Source organism: Oleisolibacter albus, assembly GCF_003336875.1.
GTDB lineage: Bacteria > Pseudomonadota > Alphaproteobacteria > Azospirillales > Azospirillaceae > Niveispirillum > Niveispirillum album.
In genome coordinates this window covers 25,278-49,181 of record NZ_QGNJ01000019.1, presented here as the reverse complement: position 1 = coordinate 49,181, position 23,904 = coordinate 25,278, and the positions used below count along the sequence as shown (strand labels likewise).

General features: G+C 63.3%; 25 protein-coding genes. 21 read left to right on the top strand and 4 right to left on the bottom strand.

The window, feature by feature from the left end:
• Positions 1–50 precede the first annotated feature (50 nt).
• The 3 genes from DK368_RS19335 (at position 51) to DK368_RS19320 (ending at position 3,216) form a co-directional block, all read left to right on the top strand.
• On the top strand, positions 51–614 hold the full coding sequence (locus DK368_RS19335) for a GNAT family N-acetyltransferase (protein ID WP_114395624.1): 564 nt from the start codon (positions 51–53) through the stop codon (positions 612–614).
• A 120-nt stretch (positions 615–734) separates the two neighbouring features.
• On the top strand, positions 735–2,330 hold the full coding sequence (gene guaA / locus DK368_RS19330; protein WP_114395623.1) for a glutamine-hydrolyzing GMP synthase: 1,596 nt from the start codon (positions 735–737) through the stop codon (positions 2,328–2,330).
• 355 nt (positions 2,331–2,685) lie between these two features.
• Entirely contained in the window at positions 2,686–3,216 is a 531-nt protein-coding gene (locus DK368_RS19320) for a GNAT family N-acetyltransferase (RefSeq protein WP_114395621.1), read from the top strand.
• A gap of 246 nt (positions 3,217–3,462) precedes the next feature.
• On the opposite strand, the gene DK368_RS19315 is transcribed toward DK368_RS19320, so the two are convergent.
• The gene (locus DK368_RS19315) at positions 3,463–4,383 is read right to left on the bottom strand and encodes an NAD-dependent epimerase/dehydratase family protein (protein WP_114395620.1); all 921 of its coding nucleotides are present in this window, start codon (positions 4,381–4,383) and stop codon (positions 3,463–3,465) included.
• Positions 4,384–4,838: 455 nt separating this feature from the next.
• Between DK368_RS19315 and DK368_RS19310 the strand changes: the two genes are divergently transcribed.
• The 18 genes from DK368_RS19310 (at position 4,839) to DK368_RS19225 (ending at position 22,246) form a co-directional block, all read left to right on the top strand.
• Entirely contained in the window at positions 4,839–5,579 is a 741-nt protein-coding gene (locus tag DK368_RS19310; RefSeq protein ID WP_162306108.1) for a beta-ketoacyl synthase chain length factor, read from the top strand.
• A 28-nt stretch (positions 5,580–5,607) separates the two neighbouring features.
• Positions 5,608–6,399 carry a lysophospholipid acyltransferase family protein gene (locus DK368_RS19305; RefSeq protein WP_162306107.1) on the top strand — a complete coding sequence of 264 codons (792 nt, stop codon included), beginning with the start codon at positions 5,608–5,610 and terminating at the stop codon, positions 6,397–6,399.
• On the top strand, positions 6,353–6,610 hold the full coding sequence (locus DK368_RS19300; protein WP_114395617.1) for a phosphopantetheine-binding protein: 258 nt from the start codon (positions 6,353–6,355) through the stop codon (positions 6,608–6,610). Before DK368_RS19305 ends, DK368_RS19300 begins: the two co-directional genes overlap by 47 nt.
• Before the next feature lie 69 nt (positions 6,611–6,679).
• Positions 6,680–6,940: an acyl carrier protein gene (locus DK368_RS19295; RefSeq protein WP_114395616.1), complete on the top strand. Its 261-nt coding sequence runs from the start codon at positions 6,680–6,682 to the stop codon at positions 6,938–6,940.
• A 7-nt stretch (positions 6,941–6,947) separates the two neighbouring features.
• Positions 6,948–7,550, top strand: coding sequence for a COG4648 family protein (locus DK368_RS19290; protein WP_155524645.1), 603 nt, complete (start codon positions 6,948–6,950; stop codon positions 7,548–7,550).
• Positions 7,547–9,289, top strand: coding sequence for an ApeI family dehydratase (locus DK368_RS19285; RefSeq protein WP_114395614.1), 1,743 nt, complete (start codon positions 7,547–7,549; stop codon positions 9,287–9,289). Before DK368_RS19290 ends, DK368_RS19285 begins: the two co-directional genes overlap by 4 nt.
• A complete protein-coding gene (locus tag DK368_RS19280; protein ID WP_114395613.1) occupies positions 9,286–10,032 on the top strand; it encodes a glycosyltransferase family 2 protein in 747 nt (248 codons plus the stop codon). The genes DK368_RS19285 and DK368_RS19280 overlap by 4 nt, the downstream gene beginning before the upstream one ends.
• A gap of 2 nt (positions 10,033–10,034) precedes the next feature.
• Complete coding sequence (locus tag DK368_RS19275; RefSeq protein ID WP_114395612.1) at positions 10,035–12,626, top strand: LpxL/LpxP family acyltransferase; 2,592 nt, start codon at positions 10,035–10,037, stop codon at positions 12,624–12,626.
• Positions 12,627–12,635: 9 nt separating this feature from the next.
• The gene (locus DK368_RS19270; RefSeq protein WP_114395611.1) at positions 12,636–13,046 is read left to right on the top strand and encodes an acyl-CoA thioesterase; all 411 of its coding nucleotides are present in this window, start codon (positions 12,636–12,638) and stop codon (positions 13,044–13,046) included.
• Between the two features lies 1 nt (position 13,047).
• On the top strand, positions 13,048–13,686 hold the full coding sequence (locus tag DK368_RS19265) for a LolA family protein (RefSeq protein ID WP_114395610.1): 639 nt from the start codon (positions 13,048–13,050) through the stop codon (positions 13,684–13,686).
• The gene (locus DK368_RS19260; protein ID WP_155524644.1) at positions 13,679–16,081 is read left to right on the top strand and encodes an MMPL family transporter; all 2,403 of its coding nucleotides are present in this window, start codon (positions 13,679–13,681) and stop codon (positions 16,079–16,081) included. The genes DK368_RS19265 and DK368_RS19260 overlap by 8 nt, the downstream gene beginning before the upstream one ends.
• Entirely contained in the window at positions 16,071–17,309 is a 1,239-nt protein-coding gene (locus DK368_RS19255) for an NAD(P)/FAD-dependent oxidoreductase (RefSeq protein WP_114395608.1), read from the top strand. Before DK368_RS19260 ends, DK368_RS19255 begins: the two co-directional genes overlap by 11 nt.
• Complete coding sequence (locus tag DK368_RS19250; protein ID WP_114395607.1) at positions 17,309–17,905, top strand: DUF3261 domain-containing protein; 597 nt, start codon at positions 17,309–17,311, stop codon at positions 17,903–17,905. The genes DK368_RS19255 and DK368_RS19250 overlap by 1 nt, the downstream gene beginning before the upstream one ends.
• Positions 17,902–19,098, top strand: a complete 1,197-nt coding sequence (locus DK368_RS19245; RefSeq protein WP_114395606.1) for a beta-ketoacyl-ACP synthase — start codon at positions 17,902–17,904, stop codon at positions 19,096–19,098. The genes DK368_RS19250 and DK368_RS19245 overlap by 4 nt, the downstream gene beginning before the upstream one ends.
• Complete coding sequence (locus DK368_RS19240) at positions 19,098–19,577, top strand: hotdog family protein (protein ID WP_114395605.1); 480 nt, start codon at positions 19,098–19,100, stop codon at positions 19,575–19,577. Before DK368_RS19245 ends, DK368_RS19240 begins: the two co-directional genes overlap by 1 nt.
• Complete coding sequence (gene fabG, locus DK368_RS19235; protein WP_114395604.1) at positions 19,574–20,299, top strand: 3-oxoacyl-ACP reductase FabG; 726 nt, start codon at positions 19,574–19,576, stop codon at positions 20,297–20,299. The genes DK368_RS19240 and fabG overlap by 4 nt, the downstream gene beginning before the upstream one ends.
• Positions 20,299–21,525 (top strand): beta-ketoacyl-ACP synthase, encoded by a 1,227-nt coding sequence (locus DK368_RS19230; RefSeq protein WP_114395603.1) that lies wholly within the window; start codon positions 20,299–20,301, stop codon positions 21,523–21,525. The genes fabG and DK368_RS19230 overlap by 1 nt, the downstream gene beginning before the upstream one ends.
• A 1-nt stretch (position 21,526) precedes the next feature.
• Complete coding sequence (locus DK368_RS19225; protein ID WP_114395602.1) at positions 21,527–22,246, top strand: 4'-phosphopantetheinyl transferase family protein; 720 nt, start codon at positions 21,527–21,529, stop codon at positions 22,244–22,246.
• Here the strand turns inward: DK368_RS19225 and DK368_RS19220 are convergent.
• The 3 genes from DK368_RS19220 to DK368_RS19210 form a co-directional block, all read right to left on the bottom strand.
• Complete coding sequence (locus DK368_RS19220; RefSeq protein WP_205028297.1) at positions 22,227–22,631, bottom strand: hypothetical protein; 405 nt, start codon at positions 22,629–22,631, stop codon at positions 22,227–22,229. The genes DK368_RS19225 and DK368_RS19220 overlap by 20 nt on opposite strands.
• Positions 22,632–22,935: 304 nt before the next feature.
• Positions 22,936–23,286, bottom strand: coding sequence for an ethanolamine utilization protein (locus tag DK368_RS19215; protein WP_114395601.1), 351 nt, complete (start codon positions 23,284–23,286; stop codon positions 22,936–22,938).
• A 117-nt stretch (positions 23,287–23,403) separates the two neighbouring features.
• Positions 23,404–23,793 carry a winged helix-turn-helix transcriptional regulator gene (locus DK368_RS19210; protein WP_114395600.1) on the bottom strand — a complete coding sequence of 130 codons (390 nt, stop codon included), beginning with the start codon at positions 23,791–23,793 and terminating at the stop codon, positions 23,404–23,406.
• Positions 23,794–23,904: the final 111 nt, after the last annotated feature.

Below are 23,904 nucleotides of genomic sequence, written 5' to 3'. Positions count from 1 at the left end.
GGGCCGGGAACTGGGGCAGCATCGCATGAGCCCTGTTGGAGAGGCCGCCCATGGCCGTTGATCTGATCCGACCCGCCCGCCCCGGCGACGCCGCCGCCATCGCGCGCGTGCATGTGGAAAGCTGGCGGACCACCTATCCCGGCCAGCTGCCGGACCAGTATCTGGTGAAACTGTCGGCCGAGACCTATGCCCGCCGCTGGCAGTCGCTGCTGGGGGCGGCGGAGCGGGGCCGCCGGACCTTCGTGCTGGAGACGGCGGCCGATGGCGTTGCCGGCTTCGCCAGCTGCGGATCGCAACGAACCGGCCTGTCGGGATTCGATGGCGAATTCTATGCGCTGTACCTGCTGGACCAGATGCAGGGGCTGGGCTGGGGCCGGCGCCTGTTGGGAGCCATGGCGCAGCAATTGCTGGATACCGGCATGCAGGCGGCTGTGGTCTGGGTGCTGCGGGACAATCAGGCGCGCTGGTTCTATGAGCGGCTGGGTGGGCAGCGCCTGGCCGAGCAGCCCATCCATTTCGCCGGTGCCCGCCTGACCGAGGTGGCCTATGGCTGGAGCGATCTGGTGCCGCTGGCCCGGCTGGCGGCCGATCCGCCGGTGGGCGGGGACCACTGAGGCTGAGCCTCCGCCCTGGATGACCGGGGACAACCCGGCTTTGCACCCGCTCCGCTTGCGGGGACGGGGCGGCTGGGCTAGGGTCCGGCGCACTTTCGGCCCAGCCCAGGACAGTGCGCCATGACCGCTTCCGCGACCTCCGCCCATCTCGGCGTCCACCCCGGCGCCCATCCCGACCGCGTCCTGATCCTGGACTTCGGTTCGCAGGTGACCCAGCTGATCGCGCGCCGGGTGCGCGAGGCCGGGATCTATTGCGAGATCCATCCGTTCAGCGCCGATGGCGACCGCATCCGGGCCTTCGGCCCGCGTGCCATCATCCTGTCCGGCGGACCGGCCAGCGTGACCGAGACCGGCAGCCCCCGCGCGCCCGAGGCGGTGTGGACCCTGGGCGTGCCGGTGCTGGGTATCTGCTATGGTCAGCAGACCATGTGCGAGCAGCTGGGCGGCAAGGTGGAGCCGGGCGAAACCCGCGAATTCGGCCGCGCCTATGTCGATGTCAAGGAGCCCTGCGCCCTGTTCGAGGGGGTCTGGACCCCCGGCGCCCGCGAGCAGGTGTGGATGAGCCATGGCGACCGGGTGACCCGGTTGCCGCAGGGGTTCCGCATCGTCGCGCAGAGCGAGGGGGCGCCCTATGCCATCATCGCCGACGATACCCGCCGCTTCTATGGCGTGCAGTTCCATCCCGAGGTGGTGCACACCCCCCATGGCGATGCGCTGATCCGCAACTTCCTGTTCACGGTGGCGGGGCTGACGGGCGACTGGACCATGGCCGCCTTCCGCCAGGAGGCCGTGGCTCGCATCCGCGCCCAGGTGGGCGAGGGCAAGGTCATCTGCGGCCTGTCCGGCGGTGTCGACAGTTCGGTGGCCGCCGTGCTGATTCATGAGGCCATCGGCGACGCGCTGACCTGCATCTTCGTCGATACCGGCCTGATGCGCGCCGGCGAGGCGGAGCAGGTGGTGACCCTGTTCCGCGACCATTACAACATCCCGCTGGTGCATGTGGACGCCAGCGACCTGTTCCTGGGTGAACTGGCGGGCGTCAGCGATCCAGAGCAGAAGCGCAAGATCATCGGCCGCCTGTTCATCGAGGTGTTCGACCGCGAGGCCGCCAAGGTGGGCGGGGCCGGCTTCCTGGCCCAGGGCACGCTCTATCCCGACGTCATCGAATCCGTGTCCTTCACCGGCGGCCCCAGCGTCACCATCAAGTCGCACCACAATGTGGGCGGCCTGCCGGAGCGGATGAAGCTCAAGCTGGTCGAGCCGCTGCGCGAGCTGTTCAAGGACGAGGTGCGGGCGCTGGGGCGCGAGCTGGGCCTGCCGCCCAGCTTTGTCGGCCGTCATCCCTTCCCCGGTCCGGGGCTGGCCATCCGCATCCCCGGCGAGATCACGCGGGAGAAGCTGGAGATCCTGCGCAAGGCCGATACGATCTATCTGGAAGAGATCCGCAACGCCGGTCTTTACGATGCCATCTGGCAGGCCTTCGCCGTGCTGCTGCCGGTGCGCACCGTGGGCGTGATGGGCGACGGCCGCACCTACGATTATGCCTGCGCGCTGCGCGCCGTGACCTCGGTCGACGGCATGACCGCCGATTACTACCCCTTCGACCACAGCTTCCTGGGCCGCGTCGCCACCCGCATCATCAACGAGGTCAAGGGCATCAACCGCGTCACCTACGACATCACCTCGAAGCCGCCGGGAACGATCGAGTGGGAATGAAATGACGTGGTTCGCGGCGTTTCGCGAACTATCGCTAAATCATCATGACCAGCTGAAATGAATGAAAGGTCGATCGCTCGCTTTTGGGGGCAAAGATAAGTTGTGCATGGCGGCCGGGATGCGTTGACGATCGGCCGTTATGGCGTCGATGTCATCAGCGACTGCATGGAGGCAGGCTCCCATCCCCACAAGGGTGGGGGTTTGTCCTGCGGCCTCTACAACAAGGTAGAATGCGAGCCGCAGCGCCGGCTCATACTCCAGGAATGGGGCCACAGGGACCAGAGGCGTGTGTCGACGTAGCTGTCGATGCCGTTTATGTGTGGGAGGGGCCAATAGAGTCAAAAAGGAAGTTCAGGTGAACGTCGTTGTAACAGAGCGGCTGATTCTGCGAAATTTCCGGCAGGGTGATGCTGCTGATCTGTTTGCCTATTTGCATCAGCCCCGATCGAGTTGCTTTGCGTCTCTCGAACTTGCCGATCTCGATGCCGCTCAAGCCGAAGTCGAGGCGCGCAGCGGCAGCGATGAGCATGTCGCCGTATGCCTGCGAAGCTCTGGTAAGCTGATCGGCGACCTGCTTTGTCTCCCCGAGCCTCCTGACACATATTCGGTTGGTTGGAATTTCAACGTCAATTTCAGCGGTGGCGGCTATGCCTCCGAAGCGGCGCGGGCGCTGTTCGACTACTTGTTCAAGGTGAAAGAGGCCCGGCGGCTCTACGCCTATGTGGAGGACAACAATCTTGCCTCGCAGCGCCTCTGCGAGCGGTTGGGGATGCGACGGGAGGGGCTGTTCCGGGAGTTCGTGTCATTCGTCAATGACGATCAGGGTGTGCCAATCTACGAGAATACGATGCAGTACGCCATTCTGCGCAAGGAGTGGGCGGCGTAACGACTGTCATCAGGTCTGCTGCTGTCGTTTGACCTCTGGAAATGCTGCTTTGACCGGCCGCGTGCGCTGTTGGCGACCGTCCGGCGCCGGTGCTTTGCGGAAGGTGTCCGCTTTGGACGCGCTCCGCCTTTTGCCGAGCCAGACCTCGACCCCGGTCACATCGCACACCAGGGCCGGTCACTGCAGAAACCGTTCTGGAGAACTCACACCGCACGCCCCTTCAGTGGGACGCTCCGTGCGGGACAATCAGGAGGGCCGCAGCATGGTTTGCAGCCCGCTCTCCAGACTGGTCCGGGTTCCAACCCCCAGGAGGCGGATGGCTCGCGCGGGATCCCCCAGGGAATGGCGGATGTCGCCGGCCCGCTCCGGCTGGTGCATGATCGGGCTGTTGCTGCCGGCGATAGTTCGGATCATTGCTGCCAGTGCCAGCACGCTGGTGGAGTGCCCGGTGCAAACATTGAAGACCTCGCCACGGGCCTGGCCGGTCCGAACTCGTGTCATGGCTGCCAGCAGATGATCAACAGCGTCATGCACATGGATGAAATCACGCGTCGCACCGCCATCTCCATTTATATACAGCGGGCGACCGCAGAGCGCCTGACGAACGAAACGCGCGATGACCCCGGCGTAGGGCGAAGCGGGATTCTGCCGCGGGCCATAGACATTGAAAAAGCGCAACCCGGCGCTGGGTACGCCGTGTATCTGCGCCGCGACTTTGGCGTAAAACTCGCAAGAAAGCTTGTCAACGCCATAGGCGGAAAGCGGTTCCGCAGGGGATTGTTCGTTCAGGGGTAAATCCTGATTGGCGCCATATATGGCAGCCGATGAGGCGTAGACCACAGGACATTGAGTGCCGCGGGCCGCATCGAGAACCGTGACTGTTCCAGTCAGGTTGGTGCGATGGGTGCCGAGCCAATCTTCAAGCCCGCGCTCGACCGACGCGATTGCCGCAAGATGGAAGCAACCGCTGACGCCGGCCATGGCCCGTTGGACCAAGGCGGAATCCGTCACATCGCCGAGCAGAAACTCCGCCGCTGCAGGCACATTGTCTCGGCAAGCGCTGCTCAGGTCGTCGAGAATGCGGACCCTGTCCCCGCGGGCCAAAAGCGCGTCCACCAGGTGGGAGCCGATAAAGCCCGCGCCACCGGTCACCAGCCAGCAATCCATCACGTCAGGCCGTCCCCGGTGCCGAGGGGCGACGCATCCCGTCCATCTCGTGCTGACGGCCCCGGGGCAGTCCGCCGGCCTGTGCAGATGGGTCTGGACGGAAGGGAAAACTGAAATACTTATCCGTGACGCAATTTATATGATTGGTGTGCCTTTCAATAGGTGAGTGTGCGTTCTTTCGATCGTAGTGCTCGCCTCCAGTCAAGCCCTCTATGCGAACTGCTTTGTCTTGAGAAGTTTTTTTTAATTTTTGCTCAAAATTGGGCATGCTGCGACTCTCTTTGAGAACTCGGTAGATGCGGTATTTTCAGTCCAATTATACAGCCAAAGGCTTCAAGTCTGTGCATTGACATTAACCGGTCGGATAGTGTTATCTCACCCATCCGGGCGGGGGGCAATTACGAAAGATGCAGTGGGCTGGGGTAAAGAAAAATTCAAGCGTACTGCCAGAGATTTTGCTGAAAGTTCAGCAATGGTCGGCATGCCTTGGCAATATCAGCACCCAGACGGAGTGGTCGGAGTGGTTAGACGGCGCGCGCGTACCTGATCCGTCCTGGTCGCCTAAGCTTGATTTCTTGCCGCCTCTGCAGTACAGGCGCTATAGCCGCTTGTCTCGACTGGCCCTGAGTGTGGCCCGCAGTCTGTTGCAAGGCAATTCAGGGCGGCCTCATCTGGTTTTCGCCTCGCGCTTCGGCGAGTATGACGTCACCTATGCTCTTCTCTGCGCCCTGGCGAAAGGAGAGTTGCTTTCGCCTGCAGCTTTCAGCATGTCCGTTCATAATACGGGCGCGGCTCTCTGCTCGATCACGAATGGTCTCGACGGTCATGCGACCGCTATCGCGGCGGGGCCGGACAGCCTTGAGTTCGCCGTCCTGGAAAGCTGGTCCCTGCTGCAGGCGGGGGAGGCCGAGGACGTGCTGATGGTCTATGCCGAAGAGCCGCTTCCCGATTGCTATGGCGGTGATCCATGGCCGCCGGCCGGTGGTGGCGCGCTCGGGTTGCGTCTGACCCGGGCCGACATGGCGGCCGGGGGGACGACCGTGCATCTGGGGTGGCGTGCCGGCGACGGGTTTTCCGAGGAGACGACACGCTGGTGTGTACAGGATCTGGTGCCGCTGCTGCTGGGGCGGTCAACGCATCTCAGCCGCCGGGGCGCCCGATTCGAATGGACATGGAGCCAACATGGCCCGGCTTGACCAGATCTGGCGTCTCTGCGGAACGGTGATGAGCTTCGCCACCTTCGGTGTCGGCGGGCTGTTCATTGGCCTCGTTCTGTTTCCGGCCATCCACCTCGGCAGTGCGGACCGGGCCAAGGCCCAGCGTCGTTGTCAGATCGTGGTGGGGCGGTGCTTCGGTTTGTTTATCTGGCTGATGAAAACGCTCGGCGTGCTGTCTTACCGCTGGGAGCATGCCGGCCGGTTGAAGCGGACCGGCCTGCTGGTTGTGGCCAACCACCCGTCACTGATCGACGTGGTTTTCATCATTTCGCAGATGCCCTCCACGCTCTGCGTGGTAAAGAGCAGCCATTGGCGAAACCCTTTCGTCATGGGAGTCATGTGGGCGACCGGGTACATCCCGAACGATGATCCCCTGCAACTCGTGGAGCACTGCGTGGCGGCGCTGCAGGCCGGTCACTCGTTGGTGATCTTCCCTGAAGGCACCCGGACCGAGCCGGGACGGCCGTTGCAATTGAAGCGGGGAGCCGCGTCGATCATAGCGGCCAGTTGCAAGGCCTTCACCCCGGTGTCCATCCATGTGGAACCGACAACGCTGACCAAATGCAAATCCTGGTACGAGATCCCGCTGCGGAAGCCGCATTGGACGTTGCAGGTTGGCGATGATGTGTCCCCCGAATCTATAATCGTTGAAGGGGATTCACTCAGCCGTAACAATAGACGCGTAAACAGGCTTTTACAGAGTCTTCTGGAAACAAAGGTGGTTCATTCGGATGGAAGAGACGAGTCTGGAAATGTCATTGGAAGCCGAGATAAAACTCCTGATCATCAAGTCGCTTGATCTGGAGGATGTCCAGCCCGCGGACATCGGGTCTGATCTGCCGCTGTTCGGGGAGGGGCTGGGGTTGGATTCCATCGACGCGCTGGAGTTGGGGGTCGCGCTACAGAAGCGCTACGGCATCAAGATCGATGGCCGGTCTGACGAGATCCGGGGCTATTTCCGGTCTGTCTCCACGCTGGCGGAACTGGTCCGCCAGTTTCAAAGTGCGTGATGGCTGAAAGGGGCCGGTTGGGCCAGCGCCAAGTCGGGCCTGCCGGATTACAAATGGTTGGGGGAAGACATGCAGAGTAAGGAAGAGATTTTCACGACGCTGAAGGCGTTGCTTGTGGAACATTTCGAGCTGGACGAGGCCCTGGTGGTGCCGCAAGCCAATCTGTATTCCGATCTGAAGATCGACAGTATTGATGCCGTTGACCTGTTGGCGGAGCTTCGGGTCATTACCGGGCGCAAGATCGACCCTCTGACGTTCAAGCGCATCCAGTCCGTGGGGGACGTCGTCGATGTCCTGCACCGCGTATTGAACGAGCATGTGGCGGCCTGAGGCAGTCATGGTCCTCCTGCGCCGACAGCCGCGCATCGCCCCTGGCCGAAAGGCGGTTCTGGCTGCCTTGATCGGCTTGGCAGCCGTTTCGTATCCGCTGCTTGTCTATCTGGGGATTGCCCATGGCGGCTGGCGGCCGCTGTCCCTGATGCTGCTGGTCCTGCTGGCGCTGCGACTGTTCCTGCCCTTCGGAGATCGCTCGAGCCAACGGATGGGCTGGGCGTCTGCGATTGCTGCCCTGGGGTTTCCCGGGGCTGCTCTGCTCTCGGGAACGCCGGACTTCCTACTGTATTATCCCGTGGCGGTGAATACTGGCATGCTGATCATATTCGGACTTTCATTGCTGCGTCCTCCCCCTGTGATCGAGCGTCTGGCCCGCCTGCGCGAGCCGGATCTGTCTCCAGCCGGCGTGGCATGGACACGAAAAGTCACCAAGATCTGGTGCCTGTTCTTCGTTACCAATGGCGCAATCGCCCTTTACACCGTGCTCTCTGACGATCTGGAACTGTGGGCCCTCTACAACGGGCTGATTTCCTACATCGCCATCGGCTGCCTTCTCGGCGGGGAATATCTGGCGCGGCGGCTCATGATGAGGCGGGTTCCGGTATGATTGACCTGCTGTCCGTGCTGTTGCCGCTCTCCTGCGAGCGGGATCGACCCGCCCTGCTGCTTCGGGACGGGCCGCGCAGCCGCTCCTGGTTCCAGAAGGCCGCCCTGTCCCTGGCCGCCGAACTGGCCCGTTGCGGGACCAGGCGCTGCCTTTTGGCATTGTCCGATGAGGCGCGGATGGCTGTGGCCTTTGCCGCTGCCGCCCGGGCTGGCTGTGAGATCCTGCTCCCGGCGAGTCTGGCTTCCGCCCATCTGAAGGCCTTGGCCGCAACGGCAGACATGGTGTTTTCAGACCAGGCCGATCTGGCCGGCCGCGATCCGCTGTCTCCCGGTGCCGATGCAGAGGCCTTGCCTCCCGCGGTTCTGGACGGCGATCGTGTTTTCGTGACGTTCCACACCTCGGGTTCCACCAACGGGCCTGTGCCTGTGACGCGGCCGCTGATCCGGCTTGCCACGGAAGTGGCGACATTGGAGGCGACGTTCATCCGAGACGCGGCCGACCCTGCACTCGTTGCCGGTTCCGTGCCGTGCCATCATATCTACGGCTTCCTGTTCCGCCTCGTCTGGCCGCTTGCGGCTGGGCGGACGATTGTGACCGGCCTGCTTCTGCATCCGCATGAGCTGTGCCAGGCGCTGGAACGCGACGGTGGTACGGTTTTCGTTTCTTCCCCCACCTTTCTGAAGCGGGCCCAGCCGGCGCTGGATTTGGCGGCACTCGGCTCCGGTCTGGCCGCCGCCTTCTCCTCCGGTGGCCCCCTTGACCCCGCCGTGGCGGCGGCCTGGAACAACCAAACGAGAGCGAGCCTGTTCGAGGTGTTCGGAAGCACCGAGACGGGAGGCATCGCCTACCGGCGAGTGTCCGATCCGTCCCGGCCCAGCCGCTGGACACCCTTTTCGGGCGTGCATGTCCGTCGGGATGGGGAAACCGGCCAACTTCGCCTCAACTCTCCGCATCAGGCCTGTGCCGGGGAAATGGTCTGCGCCGATGTCATTGATGGGCCGGCCGCCGACGGCAGCTTCAGTCTCTTGGGGCGAGCGGATCGTATCGTGAAGATCGACGAGGTCCGGGTCAGCCTGAACGAGGTCGAGCAGGCCCTGTCGGTCATGGCCGGGGTGCAGGGGGTGCGCGTCTTCCCGCTGTCTCGGAGCCGGCGGACGGCCCTTGCTGCCGTCGTGGTGCCATCGTCCGACGGATGGACCGACCTCTGTGAGCGTGGCCGCCGCACCATCATTGCGGCCATGGCGAAAGACCTGCGCGAGGTTCTGCCGCGCTCGGCCGTGCCACGCTATTGGCGCTTCGTGCGCACCCTGCCCGAAAACAGTCAGGGCAAGATAACGACTGAGCAACTCGAGGCTCTTTTCCAGCCGGCCTGCGGCCACGGAACCCGGCCGGAGACGCTGTCGGTGAGCAGGGGCGAGGATTCCATAGCGGCACGGCTCCGCGTTCCGCCGTCGCTGTGCTATTTCGACGGGCACTTCGATGGGACGCCCATCCTGCCAGGTGTCGCCCAGCTTGGCTGGGCCGTTGCAATGGCCATGGCCGACGGCGGCAAGGGCGGCGCGGTTCTGCGGGTCGAGGCCCTGAAGTTCTTCCGCGTCGTCCGGCCCGCAGCGGAACTGGATCTGGTCCTGTCCTTTAAACCGGACAGTGACAAGGTCCAGTTCGATATTTCCAGTCCTTCCGGGCGGCATGCGTCCGGCCGCTTGCTCTTCGGCGGGGAGGGGGGAGGAGAGGCATGATTCCGCAACTCTGCCTGATCGTTCCAGTCTACCGGCATGCGGCTACCGCGGTGCGGTTGATGAATTCCCTGGGGGCCTATGGGCTGCCGGTCTTCCTGGTGGATGACGGCAACACAGCGGAGGATGCCGCAATCCTGGCCCGCAGCGGGGCTGAGCATGCGTTCGTCACGGTGGTCCGTCGCCATGAGAATGGCGGCAAAGGCGCTGCCGTCATCGATGGACTGCGCGCCGCGGCGATGGCCGGCCATAGTCATGCGCTGCAGATCGATGCCGACGGCCAGCATGACATTGCTGACATTCCCCGCTTCATCGAGGCGGCCCGGAGCAACCCCGATGCACTGATCGCCGGTGTGCCGCAGTTCGATGCCACCGCTCCGCTTGGGCGGCGCGTCGGCCGCGTGATTAGCCGCGTCTGCGTCTGGGCGGAGACCCTGTCTCTGGACATCGCCGATCCCATGTGCGGTTTCCGGGTTTATCCGATCGCAGCGACATTGCGGGCGGCGGAAAGCCGCTGGCTCGGCATGCGCATGGATTTCGATATCGAAATCCTGGTCCGCCTGCACTGGCTGGGTGTGCCCTTCCGGTTCATCCGGACCGCGGTCATCTATCCGCAAGGCGGGATCTCGAATTTCCGCATGCTGAAGGACAATGTCAGCATCAGCGCCATGCACACGCGACTGCTTCTGGGAATGGCCGGGCGACTGGCGACCGGGCACTTCCTCCGCCGCGGCAAGGTGGCGTGAGCATGTCGACCCTCGAAAGGAACCCGGTCCGGCCCGACACCGGCGTGCATTGGTCTGGAATGCGGGAACGGGGTGTCTTCGCCGGTCTGTGGTTCATGCTGCAGTGCTATCGGCTGTTCGGCCGGATTGGCTTCGGCCTGTTCCTGGTTCCGGTGATCACTTACTTCTTCCTGTCGGATGGTCGAACCCGGTATGCTTCGCGCTCCTTTCTGGACCGGGTCTGGGCCTACCCGGAGGGCCGCCATGCCCTGGGCAGCCGCCCGAACCTGTTCTACAGCTTCCGCCATTATATGAGCTTCGGCTCCGCCATCCTGGATAAGGTGGCGAGTTGGACCGGAGATATTCGGCCGCAGGATGTCGATTACGACAATCGCGACCTCCTCGACCGGGTCCTGGCCGAGGGGCGTGGCGGTGTGATGATCGGCAGCCATCTCGGTAACCTTGAGCTCTGCCGCGCTCTTGGCAGCCTGCACCAGCAGCTGAAGATCAACGTGGTGGTGCATACGGCACATGCCGCCGGTTTCAACCGGCTGCTCGCCCAGGCCAATCCCTCGGCGGCCCTCAATATGATCCAGACCTCATCATTCGGGGTTGATACGGCGATCCTCTTGAAGGAGCGCGTGGATCGTGGCGAGCTGGTGGTCATTGTGGGGGACCGGACCCCCGCGAGTGGCGGTCGGCGCACATGCGCCGTGCCGTTCCTGGGAGCCGATGCGGCATTTCCCGAGGGGCCGTTTATTCTGGCATCGCTGATGGCATGCCCGGTGCTGCTGGTCTTCTGTGTCAGGGAGGGGCGGCGCCATCGCATCATCTTTGAGGAACTCGATGCCGAAGGATTGCAACAATCGCGCCGGAATCGGCAGGAGAACCTGCGAAAGACAATCGCCAGCTATGCTGCCCGGCTTGGATACTATGCCCTGCGCTATCCGCTCCAATGGTTTAACTTTTTTGATTTCTGGGCGCCAGCCAGCGTTGATTTGGTTCATGGCCAGAATATAAAAAAAACAAGGCGAAAGCTGATAATGAATACTGTGCAGACTGCATCCCGGAATATTGGCTGTCCTGCCCCCATTCTTATTGGCGGTGGCCGTCTCAACATTGAAGAGGTTGTTGCGATCGCTCGTTCGCATGTGCCTGTGGCTTTGGACCCGGCCCCGGACGTGCAGCATCGTATCGAGGCCAGTGCCGCCTATCTTGATCAGCTGGTGGCGCAGGATGGCGAGATCTATGGCGTGACCACCGGTTATGGCGACAACTGCACCACCCGTATCCCCCGGGACCTGGTTGCTGCCCTGCCTCTACAGCTGTCCCGTTTCCATGGGTGCGGTCTTGGCGCGCATCTGGCCCCGCACCTTACCCGTGCGGTGATGGTTGCCCGCCTCGCTTCTTTGTCGCTTGGCCATTCCGGCGTTCGCCATGTGCTGCTGCAGCGCTTGGTGGATCTGCTGAACCTGGATGTGCAGCCCCTGATCCCCGAGGAGGGATCGGTTGGAGCGAGCGGTGACCTGACCCCCTTATCCTATGTGGCTGCGCTCCTGGTCGGAGAACGGTCTGCCCGCGTGGGCGAGCATATCCGGCCGGCTGCCGAGGTGCTGGCCGAGTTGGGGCTGCCGCCATTGGAGATGCGGCCCAAGGAAGGGCTGGCTCTCATGAACGGCACAGCCGTGATGACGGGTCTGGCCTGCGAAGCGTTCGTCCGGGCGGAGTATCTGACGCGGCTCTGTTCCCGATTGACTGCCATGGCGAGTCTGGCCCTGGGAGGCAACCCCGAGCATTTCAATGCCCGGCTTTTTGCCGTAAAGCCGCATCCCGGTCAGAACGAGGTCGCAGCCTGGATCCGCGCGGATCTGGACCAGGCGGGTGCCTATATGGCGCCCAGCCGGCTGCAGGATCGCTATTCCATCCGTTGCGCTCCCCATATCATCGGTGTTCTGCGTGACAGCCTTCCGTGGCTGCGCCAGTTCATTGAAACCGAACTGAACAGCGCCAACGACAACCCGATCATTGATGGCGAGGCCAAGGCCGTCCTGCACGGCGGCCATTTCTATGGTGGGCATATCGCCTTCGCTATGGATGGCCTGAAGACCTGTGTTGCCAATCTGGCCGATCTCATGGACCGGCAGATGGCGCTGCTTGTCGATCCGAAGATGAACAACGGTCTTCCCCCCGGACTGACAGGGGCGACGGGGGCTCGCCTCGCCATTAATCACGGCTTCAAGGCTGTGCAGATCGGGATGTCCGCCTGGACGGCTGAAGCCTTGAAATTGACCATGCCGGCAAGCGCGTTCTCCCGCTCGACCGAAAGCCACAACCAGGACAAGGTCAGTATGGGGACGATTGCCGCCCGCGACTGTCTGCGCGTGCTGCAATTGACCGAACAGGTGGCCGCCGCCCATCTCTTGGCGCTGGTACAGGCTCTCGAGCTTCGAGGGCGGGCTGGAGGCGAGGAACGCTGGCGGAGAGGGGCGATCGGCGCATTGGCCCAAGTCGTTCGGGGCTTGTCCCCCTCTCTGCTGGAAGATCGGCCACTGGAGGCGGATCTGCGCGCCGTGGTGGCGTCTATTCAGATTGCGGCTTGGCCGCTCCAGCACTAAGGCGTCGCTATGTCAAAATTTCCCGAAAACGAAATCGAACTCACGGTTCCCTTCCACGATATTGATGTCATGGAGATCGTTTGGCACGGTCACTACGTTAAATATTTTGAGATCGCGCGATGTGCCCTTCTGGAAAGTATCAATTATGATTATCCGCAGATGAAGGCATCCGGCTATGGATGGCCGGTCGTCGAGTTGTGGATACGCTATCCGAGGCCTGCCCGCTATGGTCAGAAGCTGCGGATTCTGGCACGTATTACTGACTATGATCCGCGATTGCGCATCGAATATGAGATCAGGGATGCCGCGACCGGCGAACGGCTGACCAAGGGCTACACGGTCCAGGTGGCCGTGGATATGAGCACCCGGGAAATGCAGTTTGGTCCCGTCGATGCCCTGGCGAGCCGGTTGGGGTGTTGAGATGATGAAACTGGCCGGTATCCTGCTCTTCCTGTCTGTGCTCGCCCCCTTGTCGGCCGGTGCGGCGACCCAGGCGGAGATCCTGCACGGCGAGGCTGCCTTGCGCGCGCTGCCGGCGCCGGTTCACGACGGTGTTCTGCGCGCCCGCTTCCACCAGGTGCGGATGGCGCAGGCGATGAGCCAACCGCTGGTCTCCGCCGGACGTCTGATTGTCGCGCCTGGTGTTGGCATTCTCTGGATTCTTGACGATCCGTTCGCCGTCACGGTCGCGATCACGCCTGGGCGGGTGACGGAACAGGAAGAGGGGATGCCTGCGCAAGAGATGCCGGCCATGGCACAGCCCGTCTTCCGGGCTTTTCTGCCGTTGTTTCTTGACCTGCCGACAGGAAATTTAAGCCGCTTCACCGATATGTTCGAGGCGGAACTGATACAGCAGACTGGCCGCTGGACGCTCAAACTCAGCCCCCGCGACCCGACTTTCGCCAAAGCGATCCGCATCGTTGAGGTGACGGGGGCGACCGAGATCGATACGGTCCGGATCGAAGAGGCGTCTGGCGACCAGACGACCATCAGCTTCAGCGCCCAGGCTATCGATCCTGCCGGTCTGGCCGCAGCGGAGCGGGCGCAGTTCGGTGAGTAAGGACCAATACACCCGATATGGCACCCTGGCCGGAGTGGGCTGGGCCGCCCTCGTGCTGGTGCTGGGAGTCTGGATTGTGCTCCGTCTGGCGGCGGGTGATGTCCTCAACGGCGAGTTGACGGCACTTCTCCCCGCGACGGAGCGTGACCCGGTATCGGAAGCATCGGCCTCGCTGGCCCAGGAACGGCTGGAACGCCGTCTGCTGGTCGTGGTCGGAGGGGCGGTTGATCCGGCTCACGCTGCGACTGCCAGCCGCGAAGTGCGGGACAGCCTGTTGGCTTCTGGTCTGTTGACGGCGGCGCCCAGTCTGGACATCGCGGCCGCTCAGGCCCTGGCCACTTTCTACCGGCAGGCGCCGTTCGGTCTGGTCAGCGAAAGACTACGCCAACGCCTGTCGGGCGACGATCCGGCAGGCGCGCTTGAGGCGGCAATCGTTCGCCGATATTACCTGCCGGGATCGCTGGCCAGTTCCACCCTGATCCGGCAGGACCCGTTGCTGCTGGTCACTGATTTCCTCCAGTCGGTGAACCGGCCGCCAGCCGGCGTGGAGTGGATGCTTGTCGACGGCCAGCCTGTGCTCATACAGGGGGGCGAGGCCTTCGTGCCGCTCCAGTTCGACCTTACGCGGTCCCCCTTCTCTGTGCCCTACCAGGACAGTCTGATGCCGCAGTTGCAAGCGGTCAGACAGGCCCTGGCCACCAGAAGCCCGGCCATGAGGTTGCACATCGCCGGTGTCCTCCCCCATGCGGCGGCAGGGACCGCAAGTGCCCGCGAAGAGGTCTCGGTCATCGGCACCGCCTCTCTTCTCGCCGTTGTTGGTCTTCTGATTCTGACCTTCCGTTCGGCTCGGCCCCTGATTTTCAGCCTGGTGGCCATCGGCGTGGGCACACTGGTTGGATTTGCTGCCACACTCTGGCTTTTTGGCAGCGTTCACCTGTTCACTGTCGTGTTCGCGGTCAGTTTGGTTGGTACGGCGGAAGATTTTACCTTTCATTTCTTCGCCACCCGTTTCGATCCGGGAGGGGAATGGTGCCCGGACGAAGCGATGCGGCACGTGCTGCCCAGTTTGACTTTGGGGCTACTGACCACCCTGCTCGGTTTCATGGGCTTGATCCTTTCCGGTTTCCCCGGCCTGATCCAGATTGCCATCTTCTCCATGGTCGGGTTGACGGCCGCTTTTCTCACGACGCTGTGGTGGTATCCGCTGTTCACCCGTCGCGCGGGACGCGCCGGTGGCGTGGTTGCCAAAGCCGCTGATCGTTGGCTGGCGTTCTGGGATCGTCCTGCAACCCGGCGCGCTGCTCCTGTGGCGTTGGTTCTGATTGCGCTGGCCTCCACTGCTGCCGCGCTCCGTCTCCACAGCAATGACGATGTCCGCCAGTTCCAGGCCCGGGACAAGGCTGTCGTCTCGGATGAGACGGCGGCGCGTCGCGCGTTGGGGGATGCCGGAGAGGGTGTTTTCCTGCTGGTCCGCGGGCGAAATGCCGGGGAGGTGTTGCAGCGGGAGGAACGGCTGCGGGATCTGCTGGATCCGCTCCAAAGGTCGGGGGACATCGCCGGCTATCAGGCCTTGTCCAGCCTTGTGCCATCGCCGGAACGGCAAGATCAATCCATCGCCCTGTTGCGGCGTGCCGCTGTCGGTCCGGATGGCGCGCTGAGCCGAATCACGGCCCGTATCGGCCTGGATCCGTCTCTGCTGCACTCCTACGAGCAGGCGCTGGCCGAAGCCGAACCCTTCACCTTGCAGTCCTGGCTGGCGGATGCGGCATCGGCGCCCTATCGCCATCTATGGCTTGGTCCCTCCAGCAGCGATGCGGGTTGGGTCGCTTCAGCGGTCCTACTGCGGGGTTTGAAGAAAAAGGATCTCTTCTCAGAAGTGTCTCTGCCGGACGGTGTCGAACTGGTTGACCCGGCCGCCGATGCGTCGGCCATGTTTGCGCGTTATCGCGTTCGGGCGGTGTGGCTGATCCTGGGCTCCTATCTCTGTGTCGCCCTCTTGCTCTGCCATCGGTATGGCGCGCTGGGTGGGGCGCAGGTCATGGCCGTCCCCTGTATTGCCGCTCTTGTCTGCCTGGGCGCCTTCGGCTTGCTGGGCATCGGATTCAGTTTGTTCCATGCCATGGCACTGCTTCTCGTGCTGGGCATGGGGGTCGATTACGGCCTGTTCTTCCGTGAATCAGAGGGAGCGGATCGAGGGACGCTGGTCGCAATCGCGACATCGGTGATCAGCACTCTGCTGTCCTTCGGCTTGCTCGGCCTCTCCGCTACGGCCGCCATCAGTGCCTTCGGCCAGACGGTGGCGATTGGCATTATTTCGTCCTTCCTGGCATCACCTCTGGCGCGCCGGACCGCATTTCTGCGCGACAAGCATACGGAGACTCGGCATGTCCAATGAGTTGAAGACGGATGTGGCAATCATCGGGGCTGGTCCGGCCGGCGCCGTCGCAGCGGCATTGCTGATCCGATATGGCCATCGCGTCACGGTGCTGGAGCGGGAGAGCTTTCCACGCTTCTCCATCGGGGAGAGTCTGCTGCCGCAGTCCATGGCCTATCTTGAAGAAGCAGGGATGCTGCCGGCCGTGCAGCAGGCCGGCTTCCAGCACAAGAATGGCGCGGCGTTTGAAGCCGATGGCCGGTATTTCGCCTTCGACTTCTCGGACAAGCTGTCGTCGGGGTGGGCGACGACCTATCAGGTCAAACGGGCTCATTTTGACAAGATCCTCGCGGATGAGGCGGCACGCCAGGGGGCCGACATCCGTTACGGGCAGACGATTACCAGCTTTACGGAAACGGCCGACGGTGTGGCCCTGGGCTTTGAAGGGCAGGAGGGGAGCGGGGTGGTCAGGGCCCGCTTCTGCCTGGATGCCAGTGGCTTCGGCCGGGTGTTGCCGAAGCTCCTTGATCTGGACCGGCCATCCGATTGGCCCGTGCGCCAGGCATTGTTCACCCATGTGGTCGATCATATCGACGATCGGAATTTCGACCGTGACAAAATCCTGATTACAGTTCACCCCCAGCACCGGGATGTCTGGTTCTGGCTGATCCCGTTTGCCGATGGAACCTGCTCACTCGGGGTCGTTGGCGAAGCAGAATTGGTGCAAGGGGTCCCCGGCGGCGAGGATGCGGCCAAGCTCCGTTATTGGGTCTCCAGCGTGCCCAACCTGTCCCGGTTGCTTGCCGGTGCGGAGTGGCCACTTCCCATCCGCCGGTTGACTGGATACTCCGCCAAGGTGTCCAGGCTTTGGGGCGGAGGCTTTGCCCTGCTGGGCAATGCCGGAGAGTTTCTGGACCCGATCTTTTCCTCGGGCGTGACCATCGCCCTGAAATCCTCGTTTCTGGCCGCGGCGGCTCTGGACCGCCATCTGCGGGGAGAGACGGTCGACTGGCAGACGGCTTTTGCCGCTCCGCTGGCCAGGGGAATCGAGACATTCCGCCATTTTGTCGAGGCATGGTACACAGGCGATCTGCAGGACATCATTTTCCACGCCGGCCGCGCGGAACCAAAAATCCGTCAGATGATCTGTGCCGTGCTGGCGGGGTACGCCTGGGATGAGGACAATCCATTGGTCGCCCGTCCCGGCCCCCGCCTGGCCGCGATCGCGGAACTGGCCAGGGCTGCGTGATGCGTCCTGTTTTTCGCCTTTTGCCGGTCTTGGTGCTGACCGGGCTTGCGGCCTGTTCCGGTGTGCGGGGGGGGGGGCAGGCTCCTGCGGCGCAGGAGCCGCTGCTCCTGGATCTGGCGCCCGCAGATTTCGGTGCCCCTGTGGTGCTCGATCAACTGGTGACGGGCACTTTCCAGGACCAGACGCGGTCTCTGCGCTTCCAGGTCGAGTTATCCGGGACAACGCTGCGGATGACCGGCCTCAGCCCCTTGGGACTGCCGCTGTTCACGCTCACGCATGATGGTCATACCGTTGAGGTGGTGGTGCCGGGAGGAAAATCTCTGCCGGTGGACCCGCGTCACGTGTTGGCCGACTTCCAGTTGGCGTTCTGGCCGGACGCAAGTCTCCGAGCTGCCTTCGCCCGTCAGGGCTTGGAATTGGTGCGGACCGAAACCGGTGGGCGTCGCCTGTTTGATCGCGATGGCACCCTGCTGGCCGAGACGTCCTTGCCCCCGGCAGATAGGACGGGAACTCCGACGGCAGACCTGATAGTGAACCGCGTCCATCCCGCCTATCAACTCCGCATCCGGACAAAAGTCATGGGAGCCTCGTCGTGACAGCGCGGCCGGTTTATCTTCACGCCCTTGGCGTCGCATGCGCGGTCGGACGGGGGAAGGCACACGTTGCCGCCGGGCTGTTTCAAGGCGAGCAAGGCGGGATGGTGCCGCGGCCCGATCTTATGATCAGCAACCTGCCGATCCCGGCCGGCGTCGTTTCCGGGGATCTGCCGGACCTTCCTCAGACCCTGGATTGCTTTTCCAGCCGCAACAGCCGGCTGATGACGCTTGTGATCCAGGAAATCCAGGCTGAGATCGACGCGGCGGTGGCCGAGGTCGGACCGGAGCGCGTCGCTGTGGTTCTGGGGTCCAGCACTTCTGGTATTGCCGAGGGCGAAGCGGCCATTGCCCATCTGCTGCGGCAAGGCGATCTGCCACCCGCCTATGATATCCGACGGCAGGAGATGGGCAGCGTGGCAGAGGTGGCGGCCCGGCAATTGGGGCTTGCCGGTCCGGCCTATACCATCTCCACGGCCTGCAGTTCCGGGGCCCAGGCCCTGGCGGCGGGGCGCCGCCTGCTGTTGACCGGACTGGCCGACGTGGTGCTGGCCGGCGGGGTGGACACGCTCTGCCGACTGACGATGAACGGCTTCGATGCGCTGTCCGTTCTATCCCGCCGGATCTGCAATCCGTTCAGTCGAAACCGGGATGGTACCAGCCTGGGCGAGGGGGCGGCGTTGTTCCTGATGCGACGGGAGCCCGCCGCCGTGGCTCTGCTTGGCACAGGCAGTACCTCCGACGCCTATTCCATGACGGCTCCCGATCCTGACGGGCGGGGGATCGCGGCCGCCATGGGGCAGGCGCTGCGCCAAGCCGGCCTGGAGGCGACGGCCGTGGACTATGTCCATCTCCATGGCACCGGGACGCTACAGAACGATCATATGGAGAGCCGCGCCATGCAGCGGATATTCCCCCAAGGTGTGCCCTGCAGTTCATCAAAGCCACAGCTGGGCCATACGCTCGGCGCGGCCGGCGCCCTGGGTGCTGCGGCCAGCTGGTTGACCTTGTCGGATGAAAATGTCGATGGCCTCCTGCCCCCCCATCTCTGGGACGGCGACGTCGATCCCGGTTTGCTCAGCGCCACGCTTGTTCGTCGGGGCGAGACATTGCGTCGGAAGGGGCAGGGGGTCGTGATGGTCAATGCCTGTGCCTTTGGCGGCAACAATATCAGCCTTGTGCTGGGGAGGCTCTGATGGAGGAGGTTGTCCCACAGGCGGGCCGGCATATCCCCTGGCCCGTGGACATGTTGCTGCCACATGCCCGGACGATGCTGCTGCTGGATCGTGCCCGTTGCTATGGCGATGGCTGGGCCGAAGCAGAAGTGCGCATCGCCGAGGATTCCCTGTTCTATGAGATCGGCCGTGGAGTCCCGTCCTGGGTCGGAATCGAGTACATGGCCCAGACCGTGGCCATGTATGACGGCATTCGCAGTCAACTCGAACGCAAGCCGATTTCTCTCGGCCTGCTGGTTGGAACCCGGCGGTTCACCGCCTCGTCACCCTGGTTCCCGTTGGGCGATCTGCTCACCGTCCGGGTGGAGCAGGAACTGCTGGACGGGCCGGCCGGTGTGTTCCACTGCCGAATCGAGGGGCATTCCGTCTGGGCGGAATGCCGGCTGAACGTCTTTGTCCCGAGTGATCGGAAAGCCTTTTTCGAGGAAGATCTGCCATGACGCGTCGTGTGCTCGTAACCGGATCCAGCCGCGGTATTGGCCGGGCCATCGCCCTGCGGCTGGCGCGGGATGGTTTCGATGTTACGGTGCATTGCCGCAGCCAGCGTGGACAGGCAGAGGACGTGGTCGCCGAAATCGAGGCGGCCGGCGGGACGGCGCGGTTGCAGGTCTTCGACGTTGCAGACCGGGCCGCAGCGGCCGCGACGCTGTCGGCCGATGTGGATGCCAACGGCGCCTATTACGGGATCGTCTGCAATGCTGGAGTCCACCGGGATAACGCCTTTCCGGCCTTGACCGGAGAGGAATGGGACGAGGTGATCCGCACCAATCTCGATGGTTTCTTCAATGTCGTCCATCCGCTGACCATGCCGATGGTGCGGCGCCGGAGCGGTGGTCGTATCGTGGTCCTTTCCTCTGTGGCCGGTGTCATGGGGAACAGGGGGCAGGTGAATTACAGCGCGGCCAAAGCCGGGCTGATCGGTGCGACCAAGGCCCTGGCCGTGGAACTTGCAAGCCGCCGGATTACCGTCAACTGTGTGGCGCCCGGCGTGATCGATACCGATATGACGGCGGAGATGGACAAGACTCGTCTGGCGGACCTGATCCCCATGCAGCGGATGGGAACGGCGACCGACGTGGCGGCGCTTGTCGGTTTCCTCTTTTCCGACGAGGCCGGGTACATCACCCGGCAAACGATTTCCGTGAATGGTGGAATGTTCTGATGCGGCGCGTGGTCGTAACTGGATTGGGAGCGCTGACGCCTGTCGGCAATGACTGGCCGTCTATCGAGGCGCATCTGCGCTCCCTGCGCAACGGCGTGTCTTATATGGCGGGCTGGGAAATCTATGAAGGGCTGCGCTGCCGGCTGGCGGCGGTGGTCCCCGAGTTTCCATTGCCGGCGCATTACAACCGCCAGCGTACCCGTGGCATGGGGCGTGTGAGCCTGTTGGCCACTTACGCCAGCGAACTGGCGCTTGCCGATGCTGGCCTGCTCGGCAATCCGGTGTTGACTGGGGGGCGGGCAGGGGTCGCCTATGGCTCGTCATCCGGCTCGCCGCCGTCGATCATCGAGTTCGGTGAGATGCTGATCAATCACCGGACCGGCAGCATGCGCGCCAATACCTACGTGCGTATGATGCCGCACACGACGGCGGTGAGTATCGGGATCTTCTTCGGCATGACTGGGCGCATTATCCCCAGTTCCAGTGCCTGTACCTCGGGCAGCCTGTCCATTGGCTATGCCTACGAGTCGATTCAGCGGGGGCTGCAGGATGTGATCCTGGCTGGCGGGGCGGAGGAGATCAGTCCGAGCCAGGCCGCCGTGTTCGAAACGCTCTATGCCACCAGCGAGCGCAATGACGACATCGGGGCGACCCCGCGCCCCTTTGACCGCAACCGCGACGGGTTGGTGATTGGCGAGGGAGCGGCGACGCTCGTCCTGGAAGAACTGGAACATGCCCAGGCCCGCGGCGCGCGGATCCTGGCCGAGATCGTCGGTTTCGGCACGAATTCCGATGGCCGGCACGTCACCCAACCGGCACAGGAGACGATGGCCACCTGTTTGCGGCTGGCTCTGGCCGATGCGAATCTGGCGCCCGAGGCCATCGGTTATATCAATGCCCACGGAACAGCGACAGAGGCGGGCGATATTGCGGAAAGCAACGCAACGGCGGATGTCTTTGGCAGACATATCCCGATCAGCTCGCTGAAAAGCTATACGGGACACACGCTGGGGGCCTGTGGTGCCATCGAGGCCGTCGCTGCCATCCAGATGATGCGGAATGGCTGGTTCGCTCCGAATCTCAATCTGGACGATCTCGATCCGCGTTGTGCTCCCCTTGACTATATCACTGGCGCTGGCCGCGGCATCGATACAGATCTCGTCATGTCCAACAACTTCGCCTTCGGCGGCGTGAACAGTTCGCTGATCTTCCGGCGCTGGACCTGAGATGGCGGGAGCAGGCGCCCCTGGAATCGAGCTGCATTACCTATATCTTGATGGTTCGGGCGACGTGCTGTCGAAGCGCTCGGCCGCGGCGGATTGGTTGCTGCGGACCAGGCTGGCCACAGCTCTGGGCCTGTCCGCCGAGGCTTTGGACCTGGAGCGGGGCCCATACGGCAAGCCTCGATGCCGCCAGGCAGTGCAAGCGGGGCTGGGATTCAATCTCAGCCACACCGGGGACCGGATCGTGCTGGCTCTCCGCAGCGGCGGAGATGTCGGTATCGATCTGGAGACACTATCCCACGCAGGCAAGGCGCTGCGCGTCGCTCGGCAGGCATACACGCCAATGGAATGCGACCGGCTTGCCCGATTGCCGGCGACCGCCGCAGAGCATCAGGCCTTGTGCTGGTGGGTCATGAAGGAAGCGATCGCCAAGGCTGTCGGCCTGACCGTATTCCACAGTCTTTCCGGTGTCGACCTGGCGGCTGGCAGACCCGCGATCCAACGCGGGGCGGGTCTGCCAGCCGGACCTTGGCGCGTGATTGCTGGTGCTTTCGGCACCCACCACATGCTGGCCTTGGCCCTGTACGCCGGGGCCGGCTTGGATGGAGGCTCGCCCTTGATGATTCCTGTGTATGAAACCAAGGAATCGAGCGGTACGGCACCAGCTGCGATCCGGCAGTGGGAGGCGGATTTCTCTTGGGAAATCAGCGCTGATTCAGCTTGACGTTGATATCCGCTTCCAGAAGCTTAACCCACTTGTTGTAATTCCTGTGGATGGTGGTCCCATCGTAGAGCAGGTTTGTGCTGTCCTTGTACTTGATGGAATAAAGCGTAGGCGAATAGAGGATGTCGACAACAGCGACGTGTGTCCGGGGTCTGACTGTTGCGGTCAGGTGACCTGGGCCGACTTCCTGCACGATCCATTCACGAGCCTGGGCCGCCTGGATGATCCTGGACTTGACCTCTTCGGCGCTCAGGCTTTTGCCAGACACCGAAGCGATCGGAGCGTCCTCCACATTGTAGACCGGTTGGGTCCGCCCGAACTGCGCCTGCGCCGGCAAGGCAAAAGCGACCAGCGCTGCGAATACCAGAAGAAGTCGTGAGAGCATGTTGTGCCACCGTGAGGTTAATACGGGGGCTTGCTAGCACAATTAAAAGAAGATTTCCAGGTGGTTTGAAGAGTAACGAACAAGCTGTGCAGAGTATGTCGGGTCCGGCGGGGCCGGATCAGGTGTTGAGGGCGGGCATGTATTTCCATGACGGCTGGTGGTCAGGGTCCGTGGCCGGACAGCCGTCGGCCCCGCGCTTTCATTTTAGCGTGCTGGAAAGCCGGCATGGATGTCGGGCAATTCTCGGCGGGCCTCTGCTCGGCCGTGGACGGATCCAACCGGTCCGAGCGGCCGGCGCGCCGGTTCAGATATCCGGGGTCTGCCAATGGGGATAGGTGACATAGGCGGTCACGGCTCCGTTCGCATGGGAACGGATGGTCACCATTTCGCCCTTGGGCATGTGGACGATCTCGCCCGGGCCGGCAATGACGGTGCCGGCCGTACTCGAGACCGACAGCTGACCCTCCAGCACCAGCATCACGTCGTCCACCTCCAATGTCACCTCAAGGGACTGGTCGGGTCCATAGCGGCCATAGCCGATGGTGATCGGCGCACCGTGACGCTGATCGACGACATTGCCGGCGAAGATCTCGCCATTCTGCCCGGGGGATCGTTCGAAGTGGGCGTCGGTGATCGAAAATTTGCGAACCGCCATCGGGAGCATCTCCGTGGTGTGGGGCTGTGCCCCTGGGAAGGGGCGTCTGCCAGGGCTCAACAGTGGGGCCGGGCGCTTGGTCCGATCCCCGGACCCAGTATCGGTAACGGTGGCGGCTCAGGTGTCGGCCGCCGCCATCGTTTCCGGTGCGTTCTGCCGGTCGAACTGTGCCCGCGCCGCCTCGATCCGGGGCAGGTTGCCGACGGCCCAGGTGCTCAGCCTCTCCAGCGGCAGCAGCAGCGAGCGGCCCAGATCCGTCAGCGCATAGTCCACGCGTGGCGGAATGGTGGGATAGGCGGTGCGGCTGACCAGACCGTCCCGCTCAAGCCCGCGCAGGGTCAGCGTCAGCATGCGTTGTGAAATGCCGCCGATCAGCCGCTTCAGCTCGTTGAAGCGGCGGGGCTGGCCGCCCAGCATGATGATGACCAGCACGCTCCATTTGTCGCCGATGCGCGAGAGCACGCCGCCGACCCGCTTGCACTCCGCGGCATGGTAGTGGCAGCCCATGGGTGGTTCCCTTTCTGTGCCTGGGTATCAAAAATATGCCTTCTTGCCGCCGGCCGGGCGGCCCCTATTTTAGCCAGGTTACAAAACGGTACCATGCCGGACGTGGCGGGG

What these genes read in the sequence shown, in the direction of transcription:
- DK368_RS19335 (WP_114395624.1), top strand. Translation starts at nt 51, where the DNA reads ATGGCCGTTGATCTGATCCGACCCGCCCGCCCCGGCGACGCCGCCGCC.
- guaA (WP_114395623.1), top strand. Translation starts at nt 735, where the DNA reads ATGACCGCTTCCGCGACCTCCGCCCATCTCGGCGTCCACCCCGGCGCC.
- DK368_RS19315 (WP_114395620.1), bottom strand. Translation starts at nt 4,383, where the DNA reads ATGGATTGCTGGCTGGTGACCGGTGGCGCGGGCTTTATCGGCTCCCAC.
- DK368_RS19305 (WP_162306107.1), top strand. Translation starts at nt 5,608, where the DNA reads ATGAGCTTCGCCACCTTCGGTGTCGGCGGGCTGTTCATTGGCCTCGTT.
- DK368_RS19300 (WP_114395617.1), top strand. Translation starts at nt 6,353, where the DNA reads ATGTCATTGGAAGCCGAGATAAAACTCCTGATCATCAAGTCGCTTGAT.
- DK368_RS19295 (WP_114395616.1), top strand. Translation starts at nt 6,680, where the DNA reads ATGCAGAGTAAGGAAGAGATTTTCACGACGCTGAAGGCGTTGCTTGTG.
- DK368_RS19290 (WP_155524645.1), top strand. Translation starts at nt 6,948, where the DNA reads ATGGTCCTCCTGCGCCGACAGCCGCGCATCGCCCCTGGCCGAAAGGCG.
- DK368_RS19285 (WP_114395614.1), top strand. Translation starts at nt 7,547, where the DNA reads ATGATTGACCTGCTGTCCGTGCTGTTGCCGCTCTCCTGCGAGCGGGAT.
- DK368_RS19280 (WP_114395613.1), top strand. Translation starts at nt 9,286, where the DNA reads ATGATTCCGCAACTCTGCCTGATCGTTCCAGTCTACCGGCATGCGGCT.
- DK368_RS19275 (WP_114395612.1), top strand. Translation starts at nt 10,035, where the DNA reads ATGTCGACCCTCGAAAGGAACCCGGTCCGGCCCGACACCGGCGTGCAT.
- DK368_RS19270 (WP_114395611.1), top strand. Translation starts at nt 12,636, where the DNA reads ATGTCAAAATTTCCCGAAAACGAAATCGAACTCACGGTTCCCTTCCAC.
- DK368_RS19265 (WP_114395610.1), top strand. Translation starts at nt 13,048, where the DNA reads ATGATGAAACTGGCCGGTATCCTGCTCTTCCTGTCTGTGCTCGCCCCC.
- DK368_RS19255 (WP_114395608.1), top strand. Translation starts at nt 16,071, where the DNA reads ATGTCCAATGAGTTGAAGACGGATGTGGCAATCATCGGGGCTGGTCCG.
- DK368_RS19250 (WP_114395607.1), top strand. Translation starts at nt 17,309, where the DNA reads ATGCGTCCTGTTTTTCGCCTTTTGCCGGTCTTGGTGCTGACCGGGCTT.
- DK368_RS19240 (WP_114395605.1), top strand. Translation starts at nt 19,098, where the DNA reads ATGGAGGAGGTTGTCCCACAGGCGGGCCGGCATATCCCCTGGCCCGTG.
- fabG (WP_114395604.1), top strand. Translation starts at nt 19,574, where the DNA reads ATGACGCGTCGTGTGCTCGTAACCGGATCCAGCCGCGGTATTGGCCGG.
- DK368_RS19230 (WP_114395603.1), top strand. Translation starts at nt 20,299, where the DNA reads ATGCGGCGCGTGGTCGTAACTGGATTGGGAGCGCTGACGCCTGTCGGC.
- DK368_RS19225 (WP_114395602.1), top strand. Translation starts at nt 21,527, where the DNA reads ATGGCGGGAGCAGGCGCCCCTGGAATCGAGCTGCATTACCTATATCTT.
- DK368_RS19220 (WP_205028297.1), bottom strand. Translation starts at nt 22,631, where the DNA reads ATGCTCTCACGACTTCTTCTGGTATTCGCAGCGCTGGTCGCTTTTGCC.
- DK368_RS19215 (WP_114395601.1), bottom strand. Translation starts at nt 23,286, where the DNA reads ATGGCGGTTCGCAAATTTTCGATCACCGACGCCCACTTCGAACGATCC.
- DK368_RS19210 (WP_114395600.1), bottom strand. Translation starts at nt 23,793, where the DNA reads ATGGGCTGCCACTACCATGCCGCGGAGTGCAAGCGGGTCGGCGGCGTG.